The organism is Micromonospora sp. NPDC023966 (assembly GCF_040639095.1).
Lineage (GTDB): Bacteria > Actinomycetota > Actinomycetes > Mycobacteriales > Micromonosporaceae > Micromonospora.
In genome coordinates this window covers 1-16,336 of sequence record NZ_JBEZZJ010000041.1, presented here as the reverse complement: position 1 = coordinate 16,336, position 16,336 = coordinate 1, and the positions used below count along the sequence as shown (strand labels likewise).

The 16,336-nt window shown below is 71.1% G+C and carries 15 protein-coding genes; 2 read left to right on the top strand and 13 right to left on the bottom strand.

Annotated elements, in window-relative coordinates:
* Positions 1-85 precede the first annotated feature (85 nt).
* Positions 86-1,225, top strand: coding sequence for a LysR substrate-binding domain-containing protein (locus AB0F68_RS31005; RefSeq protein WP_357344667.1), 1,140 nt, complete (start codon positions 86-88; stop codon positions 1,223-1,225).
* Here the strand turns inward: AB0F68_RS31005 and AB0F68_RS31000 are convergent.
* The 7 genes from AB0F68_RS31000 to AB0F68_RS30970 form a co-directional block, all read right to left on the bottom strand.
* On the bottom strand, positions 1,108-1,905 hold the full coding sequence (locus AB0F68_RS31000; RefSeq protein WP_357344665.1) for a serine hydrolase: 798 nt from the start codon (positions 1,903-1,905) through the stop codon (positions 1,108-1,110). The genes AB0F68_RS31005 and AB0F68_RS31000 overlap by 118 nt on opposite strands.
* Positions 1,902-3,524 carry an amidohydrolase family protein gene (locus tag AB0F68_RS30995; RefSeq protein WP_357344663.1) on the bottom strand — a complete coding sequence of 541 codons (1,623 nt, stop codon included), beginning with the start codon at positions 3,522-3,524 and terminating at the stop codon, positions 1,902-1,904. Before AB0F68_RS30995 ends, AB0F68_RS31000 begins: the two co-directional genes overlap by 4 nt.
* The gene (locus tag AB0F68_RS30990) at positions 3,524-4,288 is read right to left on the bottom strand and encodes an amino acid ABC transporter ATP-binding protein (protein ID WP_357344661.1); all 765 of its coding nucleotides are present in this window, start codon (positions 4,286-4,288) and stop codon (positions 3,524-3,526) included. The genes AB0F68_RS30995 and AB0F68_RS30990 overlap by 1 nt, the downstream gene beginning before the upstream one ends.
* The gene (locus AB0F68_RS30985; protein ID WP_357344659.1) at positions 4,285-5,244 is read right to left on the bottom strand and encodes an amino acid ABC transporter permease; all 960 of its coding nucleotides are present in this window, start codon (positions 5,242-5,244) and stop codon (positions 4,285-4,287) included. The genes AB0F68_RS30990 and AB0F68_RS30985 overlap by 4 nt, the downstream gene beginning before the upstream one ends.
* Entirely contained in the window at positions 5,241-6,128 is an 888-nt protein-coding gene (locus AB0F68_RS30980) for an ABC transporter substrate-binding protein (RefSeq protein WP_357344657.1), read from the bottom strand. The genes AB0F68_RS30985 and AB0F68_RS30980 overlap by 4 nt, the downstream gene beginning before the upstream one ends.
* A 160-nt stretch (positions 6,129-6,288) precedes the next feature.
* Positions 6,289-6,702, bottom strand: a complete 414-nt coding sequence (locus AB0F68_RS30975) for a DUF2267 domain-containing protein (RefSeq protein WP_357344655.1) — start codon at positions 6,700-6,702, stop codon at positions 6,289-6,291.
* A 150-nt stretch (positions 6,703-6,852) separates the two neighbouring features.
* A complete protein-coding gene (locus AB0F68_RS30970; RefSeq protein WP_357344653.1) occupies positions 6,853-7,587 on the bottom strand; it encodes a YoaK family protein in 735 nt (244 codons plus the stop codon).
* Positions 7,588-7,657: 70 nt separating this feature from the next.
* Here AB0F68_RS30970 and AB0F68_RS30965 point away from each other — a divergent pair, with 70 nt between their 5' ends.
* Positions 7,658-8,338, top strand: coding sequence for a GntR family transcriptional regulator (locus tag AB0F68_RS30965; RefSeq protein ID WP_357344652.1), 681 nt, complete (start codon positions 7,658-7,660; stop codon positions 8,336-8,338).
* Between the two features lie 4 nt (positions 8,339-8,342).
* Here AB0F68_RS30965 and AB0F68_RS30960 read toward each other — a convergent pair whose 3' ends face one another.
* The 6 genes from AB0F68_RS30960 to AB0F68_RS30935 are packed head-to-tail and all read right to left on the bottom strand — an operon-like array spanning position 8,343 to position 15,606.
* Positions 8,343-10,130, bottom strand: coding sequence for a gamma-glutamyltransferase family protein (locus AB0F68_RS30960; protein ID WP_357344650.1), 1,788 nt, complete (start codon positions 10,128-10,130; stop codon positions 8,343-8,345).
* Entirely contained in the window at positions 10,127-11,128 is a 1,002-nt protein-coding gene (locus AB0F68_RS30955; protein ID WP_357344648.1) for an oligopeptide/dipeptide ABC transporter ATP-binding protein, read from the bottom strand. Before AB0F68_RS30955 ends, AB0F68_RS30960 begins: the two co-directional genes overlap by 4 nt.
* Positions 11,125-12,189: an ABC transporter ATP-binding protein gene (locus AB0F68_RS30950; protein WP_357344646.1), complete on the bottom strand. Its 1,065-nt coding sequence runs from the start codon at positions 12,187-12,189 to the stop codon at positions 11,125-11,127. Before AB0F68_RS30950 ends, AB0F68_RS30955 begins: the two co-directional genes overlap by 4 nt.
* Positions 12,189-13,073 (bottom strand): ABC transporter permease, encoded by an 885-nt coding sequence (locus AB0F68_RS30945; RefSeq protein WP_357344644.1) that lies wholly within the window; start codon positions 13,071-13,073, stop codon positions 12,189-12,191. Before AB0F68_RS30945 ends, AB0F68_RS30950 begins: the two co-directional genes overlap by 1 nt.
* Entirely contained in the window at positions 13,070-14,026 is a 957-nt protein-coding gene (locus AB0F68_RS30940) for an ABC transporter permease (RefSeq protein WP_357344642.1), read from the bottom strand. Before AB0F68_RS30940 ends, AB0F68_RS30945 begins: the two co-directional genes overlap by 4 nt.
* Positions 14,027-14,034: 8 nt before the next feature.
* Positions 14,035-15,606, bottom strand: coding sequence for an ABC transporter substrate-binding protein (locus tag AB0F68_RS30935; RefSeq protein ID WP_357344639.1), 1,572 nt, complete (start codon positions 15,604-15,606; stop codon positions 14,035-14,037).
* Positions 15,607-16,336 lie beyond the last annotated feature (730 nt).

Sequence of the window (16,336 nt, the reverse complement as noted above, 5' to 3'; positions counted from 1 at the left end):
CGCGCCTCCCCCTGAGCTGGTTCACGGGCCCTGCGGGTACCCCGGTGGCCGAGCAACACACCGGAGAGGCCGCCTTTCCTCGCTCGTGCGGCAGACGACTCTGCTCGCGGGCGGGCAGCTGGCCGGCCGGTACGGCTGGCATGCGAGAGTGTGGGCCGGGTGGCGGTCGACGGCGGACCGCACCGCCTCGGAGCAGGGAGGCAACCGGCCGATGTTCAACACCGCACGCCTGCAGATCGTTCTGGAGATCGCCCGCCACGGCACCATCGTCGCCGCCGCGGAGCGGCTTCAGTTGAGCCCGTCCGCGGTCTCCCACCAGCTCGCCACGTTGGAGCAGGAGGCCGGGGTGGCGCTGGTGGACCGGGGGCCGCGCAGTCTGCGCCTCACGGCCGCCGGCCAGCGCCTGGCGGACTACGCGCAGCAGATCGTCGATCTGATGTCGGCGGCCCGCGATGAGCTGTCCGTACACGGCGAGGGCCGACGGGGACTGCTGCGGATCGGGTTCTTCGCCACCGCCGGCACGGAGCTGCTGCCGCGCGCGCTGTCGAGCTTCACCCGGGACCACCCGCAGGTCGAGCTGGCGCTGATCCTGGGGCAGCCACACGAACTGCTGCCCCGCCTCCACCAGGGTGAGCTGGACCTGGTGGTGGTCTTCGACCATCCGCTGAGTCCGGCGCAGGAGTCGCCGTACGCGAAGGTCGAGCCGCTGATGGTGGACCCGCAGCTGGTGGTGCTTCCCGCCGACCATCCGCTCGCCCGCCGGCGGAGGCTTCGGCTCGGAGACCTCGCCGCCGAGCCCTGGATCACCACTCTCGGCGTGCAGGGCGGGGTCTCGGTGCTGGAGCTGGCGGCGCGGGCGGAGGGCTTCCCGCCGCGGATCCGCTGCCGCAGTGACCACTACGAGGTGGTGCTGGGTCTGGTCCGGGCCGGCGTCGGGGTGGCGCTGGTCCCGTCGCTCGGCCTGCGCAACCCCGGTGGCGTGGCGGTGCGGCGACTCGCCCACGCGAAGCTGTATCGGGACATCGGCGTGGCGCTGCGCCCCGGCAACCCCAATCCGGTGGTGGGCAGGTTCGTCGAGCGGCTGAGCGACGCGGCGGTGACGCTGAGTCAGGAGCTGTCGGAACGGTGGGGTCCGGCGAGCCGGTCGACCGCCGCGCCCCAGCGCCGCAGCTCCGCCACGGCGGCCCGCTCGGCCCCGGGCGCGAACGCGGCGATCACGGCGTAGACGACGGTGTGCCGGCCGGACACGATCCCGGTGTCGGCGCGTACCCCGGTGTCGGTGCCGGTCTTGTTCTCCACCCGGACGCCGTCGCTCGACCACGGGTCGTGGCCGATCGAGTCGGCGACCATCGTGCGGTCGGTGTTCCCGGCGAGCCAGCCGCGCAGCAGCTGGCACGCCTGCGGGCTCTGCCAGGTCCCCTTCGCCACATCGGCGAGGAAGGCGCAGAGTTCGCGCGCGGTGCCGGTGGCGAAGCTCTCCGGTACGCCGGGGCCGCGCTCGGCGCGGATCCGGTCGTGCACGGCGGTGTGCTGCAGCCCGGCGCGGCGGGCCAGTTCCCGGACGGCATCCAGGGTCACCAGCCGCAGCAGGGCGTTGGTGGCGGCGTTGTCGCTGACCGCGGCGACCGCCGTGGCCAGGTCGGCGACCGTCCACCACCGGGGCGACAGCTGGCCGATCAGGCCGGTGCCGCCGACCTCTCGGTCTGCTTCGAGCAGCTCGACCGGCTGGGCCGCGGCGAGCGTCCCGTCGGCGAGTCGCCGGGCCGCCTCGCCGAGGAGCAGCACCTTGCCGACGCTGGCCAGCGGCAGGACCAGGTCGGGGTCGGTCGTCAGGGTGCGGCCGTCGTCCAGCCGCCGCACCATCGCCCCGACCCGCACCGCCTGGCCGCCGTGAGCCGCGCTCACGGCCGCCTCGGCACAGCCGGCGCCCGATCCGCCACCGCCAGCACCCGGCCGGGCCGAGCGTCGGTGGCCGCACCGCCGTCCACGACCACCCGGCCGCCGACGATCACGCACCGCACGCCCTGTGGGGGCGCCAGCGGATCGTCGTACGTGGCACCGTCGGCGATCCGCTGTGGGTCGAGGACCACCACGTCCGCGGCGTACCCGTCAGCGAGCAGCCCGCGGTCTCGTAGGCCGAAGCGCGCGGCGGGCATCACCGTCATCTTGTGCACCGCCTGCGCCAACTCCAGCAGCCCCACCTCGCGAACGTAGTGGCCGAGCACCCGGGCGAAGCTGCCCGCCCACCGCGGGTGGGGTCGGCCCCCCTTCGGTACGCCGTCGGAGCACAGCATGGTCAGCGGGCTGGCCAGCACCCGGCGTACGTCGTCCTCGTGCATGGAGTGGCTGAGGATGGTGACGTCGCCGTGTTCGGCGGCGAGCAGGTCGCAGGCGTAGTCGACGGGGTCGACGCCGCGCGCGGCGGCCAGGTCGGCGATGGTGTGCCCCTGGGCGTCGGGGTTGTTCGGGGCGGACGCGACGCGGATCAGGTCCCAGCCGCCGTTGCCGACGGTGTTCTCCCAGCCGGGCAGGCCGGCGACCAGGTCGTGGCGGATCCGGTCGCGGACCGTCGGCTCGGCGGCGGCGGTGAGCATCGCCGGTACCCCGTCGGCGATCAGCCACGGTGGGAGCATCGCGTGCAGGGCGGTGCTGCCGGCGGTGTACGGGTAGACGTCGCAGGTGACGTCCAACCCGTCGGCGCGCGCCCGTTCAAGCCGGGCGAGGGTGCGGACGGTGGCGCCCCAGGCGCGCCGCCCGGCCGTCTTGTGGTGGGAGACCTGCAGCGCCGACCCGGCCGCGGCGGCGATCTCGATCGCCTCCTCGAGTGCGGATTCGACCTGGGACATCTCGTCGCGCAGGTGTGTCACGTACGGCTTGCCGTGTGCGCCCGCGACGCGGGCCAGCGCGATGACCTCGTCGGTGCCGGCGTTGACGCCCGGGGAGTAGATCAGGCCGGTCGACAGGCCGGCCGCGCCCGCGGCGAGCGCCTCGTCGAGCAGGCCGCACATCCGCCCGATTTCCGCATGGGTGGCCCGGCGCTGGGCGAAGCCGATCACCGCGGCGCGCAGCGTCCCGTGGCCGACGAGGGCGGCGAGGTGATTGCGCCGGGCCACGCCCTGCGCGTCGGCGAACTCGGCGAACGACGCGTGCGCCGACGCGGGTGGGCCGAACGTCGCGGCGATCAACTCCCGCACCGGCCCGGTGCGCTCGGGCGGGACCGGGAAGGGGCTGATGCCGCAGTTGCCGCAGATCTCCGTGGTGACGCCTTGGAGCAGCGGCGCGAGGCGCAGCAACTCCCGCTGCTCGTCGTCGCCGGCGAGCAGGTCGGAGTGGGTGTGCACGTCGACGAAGCCCGGCGTGACGACCAGCCCGGTCGCGTCGATGACCTCGGTGGCGGGAGCGCGGCTGCCCGGTGGCAGCAGGACGAGCCGCCCGTCGCGGATGCCCACGTCGGCGGGGCGGGCCGGCGAGCCGGTTCCGTCGATCACGTCCCCGCCGGTGATCAGCAGGCGCAGCCGCGCCATCAGAGCACCTTGGACAGGAAGGCACGGGTACGGTCGTGCCGCGGCGCGGCGAGCACCTCCCGGGGTGGTCCCTGCTCGACGATCAGGCCCTCGTCCATGAAGACGAAGTGGTCACCGACCTCCCGGGCAAAGCCCATCTCATGGGTCACCACGATCATGGTCATCCCGCTCGCCGCGAGGTCCTTCATCACCTCCAGCACCTCCCCGACCAGTTCGGGGTCGAGCGCCGAGGTCGGCTCGTCGAAGAGCATCAGCTTCGGCGACATGGCCAGCGAGCGGGCGATGGCGACCCGCTGTTGCTGGCCGCCGGAGAGCTGGGCCGGGTAGTGGTGGGCGCGGTCGGACAGCCCGACCCGGTCGAGCAGGTCACCGGCCCGCTGCCGTGCGGCGGCCGTCGGGACGCCCTTCACCGCGACCAGCCCCTCCATCACGTTCTCCAGGGCGGTGCGGTGCGGAAAGAGGTGGAAGCGCTGGAAGACCATGCCGATCGACTCGCGCTGGCGGCGCAGTCGCGCGTCCGGCAGTGGCCGCAGCCGGCCGCCGCGCTCGGAGTATCCGATCAGCTCGCCGTCGACGTAGACCCGGCCCGCCTGCGGCTCCTCGAGGTGGTTGAGGCAGCGCAGCAGGGTGGACTTGCCGGAGCCGGACGGGCCGACCACGCAGACCACCCGGCCGCGTTCGATGGTCAGGTCGATGCCGCGCAGCACCTCCAAGCGGCCGAAGCTCTTGCGCAGGGCGCGGCACTGCACCATCGGCGGGGTCATCGCGCGCTCCCGGTGAAGCGCAGGTTGCGGGCGATCCGTCCGCGCAGGGGTACCGGCGCGGTGGCGCCGAAGCCGCGGCTGAACCGGCGTTCCAGGTAGTACTGGCCGATGCTGGCGACGGTGGTCAGGACCAGGTACCACAGGGACGCGACGATCAGCAGGGCGATGACCTCGAAGTTGGTCAGGTAGAGCCGTTGGGCGACGGTGAGCAGGTCGGCGCCGGCGATCACCGAGACGAGCGAGGTGGTCTTGAGCATGGAGATGAACTGGTTGCCGGTCGGTGGGACGATGATCCGCATCGCCTGGGGCAGCACCACCCGCCTCATGATCTTCATGCGGGACATGCCCAACGCCGCCGCGGCCTCCTGCTGGCCGGGGTCGACCGAGCGCAGGCCGGCCCGGACGATCTCGCTCATGTAGGCGCCCTCGTTGATGCTGAGCCCGAGCAGTGCCGCGACGAACCCGGTGACCAGCGTGTTCGTCTCCCAGGTCACCAGCTTCGGGCCGCCGAACGGCACGCCCAGCCCGATCTCGGGGAAGATCAGCGCGATGTTGAACCAGAAGATCAGCTGCACCAGCAGCGGCGTGCCGCGGAAGAACCAGACGTAGCCCATGGCGCCGGCGCGCAGGATCCGGCTGTCGGAGATCTGCATCAGCGCCACAATGACGCCGAGCACCACGCCGATCGCCATGGACGCGACCGTGAGCTGGACAGTGACCCAGAGCCCTTCGAGGATGACCCGGTCGAACTGGTACTTGACGACGATGTCCCAGTGCAGGTTCGGGTTGACCGCGATGGTCCAGGCCAGCCAGGCCAGGATCAGGGCGGCTGCCCCGGCAGCCACCCAGCGCCCCGGTCGCAGCGGGTGGCTGATCCGGTTCGCCTCCGGCGTCTCCGGGCCGGCGGGCCCGGCCGAAGCCGGGCCCGTGACCGTCGCATCCACCGGTGTGCTCACTTCTGGTCGTTGACTGTCGCGGTCTTCACACCGCTGCCCTGCACGCCCCACTTCTCGAGGAGCTTGGCGTACTCCCCCGCCTCGATCAGCTCCTGCAGCGCCCGCTGGACGGCGTCCCTCAGCTGGCTGTCCTTCTTGTCGATCGCGATGCCCCACGGGCCGGCCTCGTACTGGGCCTCCAGCACCTCGTACTTGCCGCTCTGCTGGGCCAGCAGCTTGGCCACGGGGTAGTCCACGATGGTGGCCACCGCGCGCCCGGCATCGATCTGCAGCAGACCGGTCGGGGCGTCCTCGCTCTGCGAAATGGTCATCTTCTTGGCACACGAGGCGTTCTGCTTCTCGCCGATGGCGAGGTTGGAGCTGCCCTTGGCGAGCACCACGGCGCGGCCGCACAGGTCCGCCAGGTCCTTCACGCCGGCCGGGTTGCCCTTCGCCACCATGATCGCACCACCGGCCTGGAAGTAGTCGACGAAGTCGACGGCCTTCCGGCGTTCCTCGGTGTCGCTCATCGAGGACATCGCCAGGTCCCAACGGTCGGCCTGCAGGCCGGGGATCAGGCCCGGGAAGCTTGCGTTGGTCATCTCCAGCTTCAGGCCGAGCCGCCCGGCGATCGCCGCCGCCAGCTCGGGGTCCACGCCGATCAGGTCCTGGGTCCCCTCCTTGTACATCTCCATCGGCGGGTAGCCCTCGGCGGTGGCGACCCGCAGGACGCCCTTCTCCTTGAGGGCGGCCGGAACCAGGTCGGCTGCCTTGGCGTCGGCGGCGGCCGAGGCGGAGCCACCGGCCTGCGGCGTCTGACCGCTGGTCGAGCGTCCACAGCCGGCTACGGCGAGCGAGAGTGCGGCGAGACCGACGACAATGCGAAGCGCACGCTTCCTGACCACCGGAAACCTCCTGCCAGAGACGATGGCGGGGACCCTATCCGGGATCGGTCAGCGTGAACAGCCCGAATGCTTTGCAGGGTGAGCATCGAGATCTTCGATGCTCACCCTGCACGCCATGGCGTCGCGACGCGGGCGCGCGCTACTGCCGCGACCGTGCGTGCTACGAGCCGGGGCGCCGCCCGCCGCCGGCACCCACCGGTTCGATCGCCTGCCGGAACTCCTTCGGAAGCTGGGCCACCGCGTTCTCGAACTCGTCGCGGGTGACAGCCTCACGCAGCGTGGTGAGCACCGGGCCGACCCCGGCCTCGGCGAGCGCACGGTCGACGTCCGGGCGGTCCGCCACCCGCTGCACGAAATCTGCGAACCCCAGCGACGCCTTGACCTGGTCCTGTCGGAGCGGTTTGCGCAGGCAGTCGTCAAGCCCGTCGGGCAGCTGGTAGGCAAGTTCCTCAGCCTGGCCGGCGCTGATCCGATCTGCCAACGCCTGCAACGTCGCGCGGCTGACTGTCGCCGCCTGATCGGTGGGCACCTTTGCCCGGGTGGCCACCGCATTGATGAAGTCCTGGTATTCCACCTGATTCCTCCCCGTCGAATCACCACTTACCAGCCGCTTCGGTACGCCTTCCCCACACCCTCCCGCGGCGGTGGGTGACCCTGCCTCATCCCGATCGGGCGACCCCGGGAGGCGTGGCCGCGGAACGGTCGGTGCCGGGGCAGGTGCGTACTACGGGCCGGGTCGCTGCCCGCCACCGGCGCCAACCGACGCGGCGATGACGAGCACGAGTGGCGCGATCAACAGCACCGGCGACCATGCGGGCAGGTACCTGGCCATCAGGGCACCGACAACGGCACCGGTGATCAGCGCCAACAGGACCTGGGCCTTGGGCCGCAGGCTCTGCCACGGGCTTCGGGCAGCGACCCCCGCGATCAGACTCGTGAGCGTGCCGGTCAGGTACGTGGAGGAGAGGCCCGGTACGCCGAACCGCTGAATGGCACTGCTCTGGATGCCGAGCGCCGCTGCCGACAGCATCAGGAGCCCAAGATCGACCTGCTCCGAACGACTGGGCAGGTTGACCACCCACACGACGAGAAAGACGACGAACACCAGGAGTTCCAGGACAAGCGTGTGGGTGACCCGGCGTGGCCAGACGGGGTCGTCCGGCTGCGCCGAGCCGGCGAGGCGGGCGCCCGCGAGGACACCGGTGATGAAGCTGACGATGGCGCAGCCGGAGGTCAGGGCAAGGTCGGCGTCGCCGCTGCCCGCCGAGAGCCCGAGCAGGACCATGTTGCCGGTCATGACGCTCGAGAAGGCCCCGCCGAGGGCCAGGAAGCCGATGGCGTCGGCGCTGCCGGTCAGGAAGGTGAGCACGACGACGAGGGCCTGCCGCCGCCGGGCGAGGTTCCGGTTCCCCTTCACCGCGGCGCGAAAGCGCATGACGGGTGGCGATGTTTTCAGCACGGTCGGCTATCCTCCCCAAATTGTTCTTCGTATACGCTCTGCCTGGACGATTCACGGAGAGGCGGTCAGGTTGGCTGATGACCTGCGAGGCAAGCTCGGCGCTCAACACCTGCCGCTACGCGACCAGGTCCTCGCCGCACTGCGGGCCGCCATCATCAACGGCGACTACCTTCCCGGAGAGCGGCTGACCGAGGATCGGCTTGCCGAGGACTTCGCCGTCTCTCGCAACCCCGTCCGGGAGGCACTGCGCGTCGCGGAGGCGGAGGGATTCGTGTTGATCCTGCCCCGCCGCGGGGCGGTGGTCGCCTCCCCGAGCAGCGCGACCATCGCGGACATGTTCGCCGTCCGCCAGCGCCTGGAGTCGCTGGCCGCCCGGCTGGCGGCCGAGCGGGCGACGGCGGCGGACGTGGCCGCCCTGCGGCGCCTGCTGGACCAGGGCCGCGAGGCGACACAACTGCAGGACCTGGCCCGGGTCGCCGAGCTGAACAGCGCCCTGCACCTGCGGATCCTCGAGATCAGCGGCAACCCCTGGCTGTTGTCGATCGCCAAGGCGCTCTACCTCCATGTGCAGTGGGTCTTCCGGCTGGGCGCCGCGGAACGGGCACCACACTCTTGGGCCGAGCACATCCAACTGGTCGACGCCATCGAGTCGGGTGACGGTGACCGGGCCGAGCGGGCCGCACTGGCCCATCTCGACGCCGCTTCCGCAGCCGCGTACGAGAACGCAGAGGCCGGATACGGAGCCCGCTGAGGCCTCAGCGGCCGCAGGCGTAGCCCTGCATCCCGCGCGGGTTCGCTCCGGCCGCCAGCACGCCGGTGTCCGGATCGCGGGTCACCGCACAGAGGCGACCGAGGCTCCACCCGCCGGACAGCCGCACCTCGTGCCCGTACGCGCGCAGCGCCACCAGGACATCCTCGTCCAGCCGGTCCTCCACGACGAGAACGCCGGGCTCGATGTCGCGCGGGTAGAACGACGCCGGCAGGCTGATGGTGTGCCACATCGGCGCGTCGATGGCTTCCTGCAGAGACCGACCTCCGCCGAGATGGCGCAACAGGAACAGCAGCTGCCACTGGTCCTGCTGGTCGCCGCCGGGAGTGCCGAACGCCAGGACGGGTTTCCCGTCGCGGTGCACCATGGTCGGGCTCAGCGTGGTGCGCGGCCGGCGTCCCGGCGCCAGCGACGAGGCGAGACCTTCCTCCAGCCAGAACATCTGGAGCCGGCTGCCGAGGGGGAAGCCGAGGTCCGGAATGGTGGGAGAGCTCTGCAGCCAGCCACCGCTCGGCGTGGCGGAGATCATGTTGCCCCAGCGGTCGACCACGTCGACGTGACAGGTGTCGCCGCGGGTCACCCCGTCCGACTGCACCGTCGGCTCGCCCGTCGTGGGGTCCGCCAGGTCGACCCGGCGTCCGGCACTGCGTCGCACGTGAGCCGGGAGACGCGGCTCGGCGCCGTCGGGGCGGCCCGGTCGCAGCTCCGCTGACGCGCGTTCCCCGATGAGGCCGGCCCGCTCCCGCGCGTACTCGCGGGAGAGGAGCGCCTTCGCGGGCACGTGACCGTCGCCGTACCAGGCCTCACGGTCGGCGAAGGCGAGTTTGAGGGCTTCGGCCTGGGCGTGGATGCCGGCCGCGGTCGACGGGTCGTACACCCCGGGGTCCTCCAGCGCGTCGAGGACCGCCAGGGTCTGCAACAGCACAGGGCCCTGGCCCCAGAAACCGGTCTTGGCCACCGAGTAGCCGTGCCAGTCGAGGGTGACAGGTTCCTCCCAGGTGGCCGAGTAGGCGGCCATGTCTGCGCCGGTGACCAGGCCGGCATGCGCGCTTCCGCTGGAGTCCTGGAAGGGTTCCCGGCTGAACCGGTCGACCGCCTCGGCAACGAAGCCTTCACCCCAGGCGCGACGTGCGGCCTCGATCTGCGCCTCCCGGTCCGAGCCCGCTGCCCGGCCGGCGTCGACCAGTCGTTGCAGGGTCTGCGCGTACGCCCGGTTGGTGAACAGCTCCCCCGCCACCGGCGGCCTGCCGTCGCGCAGCCAGAGCTGGGCGGAGGTGGGCCAGTGCTCCTCGAACAGCGACTGCACGGCGGCCACGGTGTCGCCCACCCGAGCGACCAGCGGGTGGCCCGCGCCGGCGTAGCCGATCGCCGGCTCCAGCACCTCCTCGAGGGAGAGCGTGCCGTGGTCGCGCAGCAGCAGGAGCCAGGCGTCCACGGCGCCGGGGACGGCCGCGGCGAGCGGGCCGGACCCGGGGATGAGGTCCATTCCGAGAGAGCGGAAGTGCGCGATTGTGGCGCCGGCCGGCGCCGGCCCCTGCCCGCAGAGCACCCTCGGGGTCGGGTCCTGCGCGGTGGCCACGATGGCGGGCACCTCACCGCCGGGCCCGTTCAGGTGTGGTTCGACGACGTGCAGGACGAACCCGGCGGTGACCGCGGCGTCGAAGGCGTTCCCACCTCGCTCGAGGATCCCCATGGCGGACTGGCTCGCGAGCCAGTGCGTCGAGGACACCATCCCGAAGGTTCCCTGCAGGGTCGGCCTGGTGGTGAACGTCATGACAACACCTCACTCGGGTCGGCGGCCCGGACGTCGGGCCGGGTGCCGTCGGGCTGGACCAGGTGGCAGGCGGCCATGCCGCCGGCGAACTCCACCTGTGCGGGTACCTCCGTGGCGCACCGGTCGAACGCGAGCGGGCACCGGGTGCGGAAGCGGCAGCCGGACGGCGGGTCCAGCGCGGACGGCAGGTCGTCGCCGAGCAGCACCGGTTGACGCTGCCGTTGGCGGACCGGGTCGGCCACCGGCGCGGCCGCCAGCAGCGCCTGGGTGTAGGGGTGGGCCGGGCGCGTGAAGACCCGCTCGCGCGGGCCCTTCTCCACGAGTTGACCGAGGTACATGACGGCGATGTCGTCGGCCAGGTACTCGACCGCGGACAGGTCGTGGGTGATGAAGAGGCAGGCGAACCCGATGTCCCGTTGCAGGTCGGCGAGGAGGTTGAGCACCGACGCCTGCACCGACACGTCGAGTGCGCTGGTGGGTTCGTCGGCGATGAGCAGCTTCGGCTCGGAGATCAGAGCCCGGGCGATGCTCACCCGCTGACGTTGGCCGCCGGAGAGCTCGTGCGGATACCGGCGCGCGACTTCCGCCCGCAGGCCCACCCTGCCGAGTTCCTCGGCGACGCGGGCCTCCCGGTCGCGGCGGGTGATCCGCTTACCGGACAGCCGCAACGGCTCGGCCACGATCTCGCCGACCAGCATGCGCGGGTCCAGCGAGCCGGCGGGGTCCTGGAAGACGATCGACACGTCACTGCGGTGCCGGCGTAGCTGTCGCCGGGTCAGCTGGGTGACATCGATCCCGGCGATTCGCACCACGCCCGCGGTGGGCTTCTCGAGCCGCACCACGCACCGGCCCACGGTCGACTTCCCCGAGCCGCTCTCCCCCACCAGCGCCGTGACCCGGCCCTTGGGAATCGTGAGGGACACCCCGTCCACAGCCCGCACCGGCCCGAAGTGCATCACCAGGTCCTCGAGTTCGAGGGCGTTCGGTTGCGGCGTCATGCGGTTGTCTCCTGGGGCTGCGTCCGCGGCGACGGGCAGGGATGCCAACAGGCCGCGAGGTGGCCCGTCACCGGGACCGCGGACCCGGTCCTGACCAGCTGCAGGGCCGGGGCGGAGTCGAGGCACTGTTCATCGGCGGCCGGGCAGCGGTCGGCGAAGGTGCAGGCGTCGGGCTGGGTGGACAGGACCGGCACGAGACCGGGAATCTCCTGCAGCCGCTCGGTACCGGCGTGCTTGCCCGGCGTCGGCGAAGCCGCCAGGAGCCCGGCCGTGTACCGGTGGTACGGATGCGCGAACAGGTCGGTGACCGGTGCCCGCTCCACCACCCGTCCGGCGTACATGACGACGACGCGGTCCGCGATGTCGGCGATCACGCCGAGATCATGCGTAATGATGAGGATGGTCGTGCCGAGCCGGTCCCGCAGGTCCCGGAGCACCTGCAGGATGCCGGCCTGCACCGTGACGTCCAGGGCGGTGGTGGGTTCGTCGGCCACCAGCACCTTCGGGCCGCAGGCCACTGCCATCGCGATCATCACGCGCTGGCGCATGCCCCCGGAAAGCTGGTGCGGGTAGTTGTCGACGCGCTTCCCGGCGGACGGGATTCCGACGAGCGAGAGCAGCTCGACGGCGCGGGCCCGGGCGGCCCGCTTGGACATCCGCTCGTGTACCTGCAGAACCTCCCCGATCTGCCGCCCCACGGTGAGCACCGGGTTCAAGGAGGTCATCGGCTCCTGGAAGATATAGGCGATCTCCTTGCCACGCACGCGGCGCAGCACCGACTCCCGGGCGCCGACCAGCTCGGTGCCCTCCAGCCGCACGGAGCCGGAGACCCGGGCGCTGTCGGGCAGCAGGCCGGCGATGCTCATCGCGGTGACGCTCTTACCGCAGCCCGACTCGCCCACCATCCCGACGATCTCCCCGGACGCGAGATCCAGACTCACCCGGTCCACCGCCGAGACGGTTCCGCCCTCGGTGGTGAACGAGACCGAGAGATCGTGTACTTCCAGGACGGGTGTGCCGACTGCGGCGGAGGCGGTGCCCGCCCGTTCAACCGTGGTCATCACCGGTCTCCCTTCGGGTCGAGGGCGTCCCGAAGGGCGTCGCCGAAGACGTTGAACGCCAACGCCAGACCCATGATCACGACGCCGGGCAGGACCGCGGCCCAGGGCGCGCGGGCGGCGAACTGCTGGGCGGTGGCCAGCATGGTGCCCAGGCTGGGGGACGGGGGCTGGATGCCGAGGCCCAGGAACGAGAGCACCGCCTCGGCCAGGATCGCGGTCGGGATCGCTACGGTGGCCTGCACCAGGATCACCGACGTCGCGTTCGGCAGGATGTGCCGGGCGAGCACCCACGGGTCGCTCGCGCCGTCGACGACCGCCGCGGCGACGAAGTCCAGCGACTTGAGCCGCAGGGTGTCCGAGCGCACCACGCGGATCACCCCCGGGATCTGCGCGATCCCGATGGCCACGGCGGCGTTGGTGAGACTGGCGCCCCGGATGGCCGCCAACCCCACTGCCATGATCAGGAACGGGAACGCGAGCAGCAGGTCGGTGAAGCGCGAGATCACCGCGTCCCAGGCCCGGAAGTAGCCCGCGGCCAGCCCGAGCGGCACCCCGATGATCAAGGAGGTGGCCACCGCCAGCAGTGCCACCTGCAGGGAGGCCCGCGCCCCCAGCATAATGCGGGACAGGACGTCCCGGCCCAGGTCGTCTGTCCCCAGCAGGTGACCAGGGGTGCCCGGCGGCGAGAACGTGTGGGCGAAATCGGTCTGCTGGACCTCGTGCGGAGCGATCCAGGGCGAGAGCAGGGCGACGACGGCCGCGAGCGCGAGGACGACGAAGCTCACGACGGCGAGCGGGTTCCTGCGCAGTCGCCTGAGGACCCGGGTGCGCCGGCTAGTGCCGGCGGGGCCGGCCTCCGCCATCGGTACGGTGAGGACGGTCATGTCGGGTCCCCCGTCACCCGGATACGCGGGTCGATGACCGAGTAGAGCAGGTCCACCAGGAAATTGATCACGATGTACGCCGTCGCGGTGAGCAGGACGACCGCCTGGATCACCGGATAGTCCCGCTGGAACACCGCGTCGATGGTCATCTTGCCGAAGCCCGGCAGCCCGAAGATCTGCTCGGTGACGACCGCTCCGGAGATCAGGCCGCCGAGCTGCAGGCCCACGATCGTCACCACCACGATGAGGCTGTTCCGGAGGGCATGCCGAGTGATGACGGCCCGTGGCCGGAGACCCTTCGCCTTCGCCGTACGGACATGGTCCGAGGAGAGCGCCTCCAGCATCGCCGAACGCGTCTGCCGCATGATGATGGCGGCGAGGCCGGCGCCGAGAATCACGGTCGGCAGGATGATGTGGTGCAGGTTGCCCACCGGGTCCTCCAGCAGTGGCACGAATCCGGAGGCCGGGAAGAGCCCCGCTGCCACGGAGAGGTAGAGGATCGCCAGCAGTCCGAGCCAGAAGTGCGGCACCGACAGTCCCACCAGGGCCAGTCCGTTGGCCAGCCACTCGGCGGGACGCCCGCGGCGCACCGCCGCGAGCACCCCGGCCCCGACACCCAGCGCGGCGGCGAGGAGGATCGCCAGGAGGGACAGCTCGACCGTGACGGGCACGGCGGTCGTGAGCATCGACGAGACCGGTATCCCGGTTCGGATCGAGACCCCGAAGTCGCCCTGCACGAGGCGCTCCACGTACTGCGCGAACTGGATCGGCAGCGGCTGGTCGAGCCCGTAGTGGTGCCGGATGGCCTCCAGTGCCTCCGGGGACCGGTCCTCGCCCGCGAGGGCGAGGGCCGGGTCCCCGGGCAGTGCCCGCACCCCGAGGAACACCACGATCGTCGACAACAGCAGCGTCAACGCTGAGTGCCAGGCGCGTGTGATCAGATACCGAGCCACGGGGCGACCTACTTGGTGAATCCGGCGAAGGCCGCGCGGATCACGCCGTCGGGGAAGACCTGCAGGCCCTGGATCTTCTTGGAGACGGCGGTCAGGTTCCGCTGCCGGTAGAGATAGATCAGCGCGTCGTCCTGCTGGAGGATCGTCACCGCCTGCCCGTAGAGCTTCTTACGCTCTTCGAGGTCGTTCGACTGCCGAGCCTGGGTCAGTGCGGCGTCGAGCTGCGGGTTGCTGTAGCCGGAGACGTTCTGGCTGCCGCCGGTGCCGACGAAGTTGGTGATGTTGGCGTCCGGGTCGATCCGCCCGCTCCAGCCCAGCTGCAGCAGCTCGAAGTTGCCGCGGTCCTGCTCGTCGAGGAGTGAGGAGTACTCCACCGGGTTGATCTTGAGGTCGAATCCGCCGTCCTTGACCATGGCCTGCAGCGCCTGCGCGAGGCGCAGCGAGTCGGGCGAGTTCGAGATGAGCATCGCCACCGGGTACGGCGTCTGAACGCCGGCCTCGGACAGCAACTGCTTGGCCTTGGCGGGATCGTGCTGGGGGCACGCCTGCGCTTCCTCCGACGAGAACGGGCTCGCGGGCGAGATCGGCGAGCAGGCGGGGGCGTTGAGTCCGTTGAAGACGGCCTGGACCAGTGCCTTCCGGTCGAGGGCGTACTCGAAGGCCTGCCGGACCTTGGCGTTCTGGGCGATCGGGCGGTTGATCGGCTTCGGCGTGGTGCCGACGCCGTCGACGTTGCCGATGTTGAAGGTGAGCCCCTGGTACCCGAGCGACTGGGACTGCAGGACGCTGAGCGAGGAGTCTCCGCGCAACGCGCCGTAGTCCTGCGTGGAGATGCTGTCGGCAACCTGAGCGTCGCCGGAACGCAGGTTGGCGGCCCGAATGCTCGCGTCGCTGAGGATGTGCCACGAGATGGCGTCGAGGTTGACCTTGGTGGCGTCGTAGAAGTTCGGGTCTCGCACCACGTCGATGGAGTTCTGCGGTACCCGCTTGGCGAACTTGAACGGCCCGACGCAGACCGGCGCGGTGGCGAAGTTGTCGCCCAGGCTCTGCAGCGCCTTCGGGCTCATGATCATGCCGGCCCGGTCGGCCAACGCCCCGACCAGGGGTGCGAACGGCTGCTTCAGGTGGATCACGACGGTGTTGGCGTCGGGCGTGTCGACGGTGTCGATCGGACCGAGCTCGCTCTTTCGCGCGGACCGGGCGTTGGTGAGGTGCCGTTGCAGGGTCGCCTTGACCGCGGCGGAGTCGAACTGCGTGCCGTCCGCGAAGCGCGCGCCCTGGCGCAACGGAATGGTGACCGTCTTGCCGTCGCTGCTGGTGGTCGGGAGTGCGGTTGCCAGCTGCGGCACGACCTGCGCCTGCTCGTTCACGTCGTAGAGCTTCTGGCAGATCGCCTGAAAGACGTAGCGCGAGTAGAGGCTGCGCGACAGCGTCGGGTCCAGCGCGTCGGGCTCCGCGGAGAGGGCGATGACCAGCTTGCCGCCCTTCTTCACCGCAGCCGGGTCCGCCGGCGTACCGAAGTTGTCCTGGCCTGTCGCCTGGTCCTCGCCGGACTTGGCGCCGCCCTCGTCGTTCGACACCGGCGAGCACGCTACGACGGTGCAGGCGACGGCGACCGCCGCCACAGCTGCCCGGAACGGATGGAGCCTTCGCAGGCCCGTTTCACTGAGGTTCGTCATTGGGGGCTCCTCGAGTGGGCGATTCGGGGAGCGTATGTTGTATACGAATGGCTCCGCAAGACCTCCGTCAATGACCATCGCGATCGCACCCTGCGAACCTGCTGCCAGGCCGAAACGAGGTGCGCGTACTCCACGTACAGCTCGTTACGGAGGCGGCGCGCCTCTGCCGTCGCTGGATCAATCGGCCACCGGTGGTCGTAAGCGCTCCGGTCCTCCAGCGCGGCGGCGATCTCCTCCACATCGAAGTCTGGTCGGTCCCCTCCCTGCCGGATGTACCCGGGATCGGCGCCGGGGCAAGCCCCACGGCGACCAGCCATGACACCCGACCGGCCGAACTCTCGCTCGGCTAGTGCCGTGACCACAAACGTTCGCCGGGTCGGTTGCCGGAGAGTTTTGTCGTACTGGTGGTGTTGGGTGTGGTTGTGCCTCGTCGTCGGGATCCTGGTATGCCGCCGGCCGTTCACCGCACGGCTCGTATCGCGTTGCGGGTGACGTCAGGGCAGCGGCGGCGGTGTTTCGGGCTGCTGCGTTCGGCTGGTGACGTGTGGGCGTGTGTGTTGGAGGTCAACGGGTGGCGGCGTCGTCGCCGGGATGTGCCGCTGGTGGGCTATCAGGAGTTGTGTCGGGTGTT

Bases quoted from the DNA above. Each gene is read 5' to 3' on its own strand.
- AB0F68_RS30960 (WP_357344650.1), bottom strand. From the start codon at position 10,130: ATGACGTTCACCACCAGGCCGACCCTGCAGGGAACCTTCGGGATGGTG.
- AB0F68_RS30990 (WP_357344661.1), bottom strand. From the start codon at position 4,288: ATGACCCCGCCGATGGTGCAGTGCCGCGCCCTGCGCAAGAGCTTCGGC.
- AB0F68_RS30945 (WP_357344644.1), bottom strand. From the start codon at position 13,073: ATGACCGTCCTCACCGTACCGATGGCGGAGGCCGGCCCCGCCGGCACT.
- AB0F68_RS30995 (WP_357344663.1), bottom strand. From the start codon at position 3,524: ATGGCGCGGCTGCGCCTGCTGATCACCGGCGGGGACGTGATCGACGGA.
- AB0F68_RS30950 (WP_357344646.1), bottom strand. From the start codon at position 12,189: ATGACCACGGTTGAACGGGCGGGCACCGCCTCCGCCGCAGTCGGCACA.
- AB0F68_RS30955 (WP_357344648.1), bottom strand. From the start codon at position 11,128: ATGACGCCGCAACCGAACGCCCTCGAACTCGAGGACCTGGTGATGCAC.